Origin of the sequence: Pseudomonas sp. BAV 4579, assembly GCF_009765395.1 — a bacterium.
GTDB classification, from domain to species: Bacteria; Pseudomonadota; Gammaproteobacteria; order Pseudomonadales; family Pseudomonadaceae; genus Chryseomonas; species Chryseomonas aestiva.
On record NZ_WHOV01000198.1, the window covers coordinates 1 to 2,199 of the forward strand.

Annotated in this window: 2 protein-coding genes and 1 pseudogene; all 3 read right to left on the reverse strand. The window is 66.1% G+C overall.

Annotated features, from left to right (window positions below; genetic code table 11):
• Positions 1-550: 550 nt before the first annotated feature.
• Positions 551-1,477, reverse strand: a complete 927-nt coding sequence (locus GSQ95_RS24695; RefSeq protein WP_158896924.1) for a sugar ABC transporter substrate-binding protein — start codon at positions 1,475-1,477, stop codon at positions 551-553.
• Between the two features lie 129 nt (positions 1,478-1,606).
• Positions 1,607-1,777: a hypothetical protein gene (locus GSQ95_RS24700; RefSeq protein ID WP_158896923.1), complete on the reverse strand. Its 171-nt coding sequence runs from the start codon at positions 1,775-1,777 to the stop codon at positions 1,607-1,609.
• Positions 1,778-2,084: 307 nt separating this feature from the next.
• Positions 2,085-2,199: pseudogene (locus tag GSQ95_RS26760) on the reverse strand (inositol 2-dehydrogenase); the annotation flags it as partial.

Genomic DNA, 2,199 nt, shown 5'->3' on the forward strand with positions numbered 1-2,199 from the left:
CCTTGACGCCGGGAAACTCCTTGGTGACGTCGACGATTTCCAGCAGGTATTCGCCGGGCGCGGCCGTGGCCGCGGTGGCGGGAGCGACGGCAGGGGTGGCGGAACTGAGCATGATCACGATCTCCTCGCGGGCGCCGACCAGGCGGCGCGGGTCGCTGGTCAGTAGAGGGCGCTGGGCGAAGGGCTGGCCATGACGGCGCGGGCCAGGTGCAGGCAGGTGCCCGGCGGACAGGCGATCGGAGACCCATGCAGGGACAGGGAGCGGGATGGCATGACGGCACCTTTTATTCTTGTTGAAGGGTGCGCTCGCCGGGGCGAGGCACCGCTGTACGTCTTGGCTTGCCCTCGACTCTATTGGAAAATAAATTCCAGTCAACATCTTTTTGGAATTTTTAGGTGATATCGATCACCGGTCTCCGGCCCGGCTGACGCCGGGTGGAAAGGCCCCGAATAGACGAAACGGGCAGTCCGCTGCCGGACTGCCCGTTTCATGTGGAAAGCCGTTCTGACGGCGCACCGCCCTCCTTCCAGGACGCGCAGGCGCCTCAGGTCATTTGGTCATGGCCTGGAATTCGGCGACGTTCTCCGGGGTGATCAGGCGGAAGGGAATCAGCACGTTCTGCTCGCCGGGGGTCTTGTTGATCATCTTCAGCGCCGCATCGAGGGCGCCTTCCGCCTGGCCCTTGGCGTCCTGGAACACCGAGACCGTCACCAGGCCGCGCTTGATGGCGGCCAGGCCATCCGGCGTACCGTCGACGCCGGTGACCAGCACGTCCTTCTTGCCGGCCTGGCGTAGGGCCATGGCCGCGCCGATGGCCATCTCGTCGTTGTTGGCGAAGATGGCGTTGAGCTCCTTGCCGGCCAGCAGCCAGTTGCTGGTCAGGTCCATGGACTTGTCGCGCTGCCAGGCCGCGGTCTGCTCCTCGACGACCTTGATGCCCGGGTACTTGGCCAGGACTTCCTTCACCCCGGCGGTGCGGTTGTGGGTGGAGTTGTTGGCCAGGTCGCCCAGCAGGATGGCCACCTGGCCCTTGCCGCCGAGCTTGTCCGCCACGTACTGCGCCTGCAGGCGGCCGGCTTCCTTGTCGTCGGAAGTCACCGCCACCACGCCCGCCGGCAGGGTGGGCTCGTCGGGACGGCGGTTGATGTAGACGATGGGCACGCCGGCCTTGGTGGCGGCCTCGGTCAGGGTCCGGGTCGCGGCGGTATCCACCGGATTGACGATGACCGCATCGACCTTCTGGCTGATGAAGCTCTGCACCTGGGTGAGCTGCTTGACCACGTCGTTGCGGGCGTCCTCGAACTGCAGCTGCACGCCGTCGGTCTTGGCCTTCTTGGTCATGTATTCGCGGACATAGGTGAGGTAGTTGTCGTCGAACGACGACATGGTCACCCCGACCTTGAGGTCCGCCAGGGCCGCGCTGCTGCCCAGCAGCAGCGACAGCGCCAGGGTGGCAAAGCGAGTTTTCTTCTGCATGGTTCAGGCTCCATTCGTGGGGTGGCGATCAGCAAGGGAATCAGACGGGCGCAATGGCCAGGCGCACCTCGGGGGCCGCGCGGTCTTGAACCGGGCGGAGCCTGGGCGAACGCTGGAAAGACGCGGGAATCAGTGCGGGCGGTAGAACACCGCGGCGCCGGGCGAGGCGCAGAGCACGGCGCCGCTGCGCTCGTGGCAGAACAGCCGGCCGAGCAGGGCGAGCAGTCGGGAGGGACGCTGCACCTTGAGGCGGTGCACGGCGGCGAGGGCGAGACGGAAGGAATGCGTGGAGTGGTTCATGTGACGGCACCTATTATTGTTGTCGGGGCGCGCGGCCCTGGTGACTCGTTTCTGCAACTGCCCTCGACTCTATTGGAACTTTAATTCCACAACAAGGGTTAAATAGAAATTTAATTCGATACATGCGAGCACTGCACCGGACGTTCGCCGAAGGCATAGCGCTCAGCAGCTCGTTCGCCTGGGCAGCGACCCGCGGCGCCTGCCGCAGGCGCCCGAGCCCGGCATCGCCGACCCATCCGATTCTCACGGCCGAAGCCTCCCGTGCCGACCGTCCAGCCCCGCGTGCATGGCAGGCGGGGCGAGCGACCTAGGCGTAGAACGCCGGTCGGCTGGGCAGGGTCACCGGCTCGATGGCGCCGCTGTCCTGCGCCTTGATGCAGGCGTCGGCGGTGACCGCGGCGATGTAGCCGTCCCAGGACGAC

Bases quoted from the DNA above. Each gene is read 5' to 3' on its own strand.
- GSQ95_RS24695 (WP_158896924.1), bottom strand. From the start codon at position 1,477: ATGCAGAAGAAAACTCGCTTTGCCACCCTGGCGCTGTCGCTGCTGCTG.
- GSQ95_RS24700 (WP_158896923.1), bottom strand. From the start codon at position 1,777: ATGAACCACTCCACGCATTCCTTCCGTCTCGCCCTCGCCGCCGTGCAC.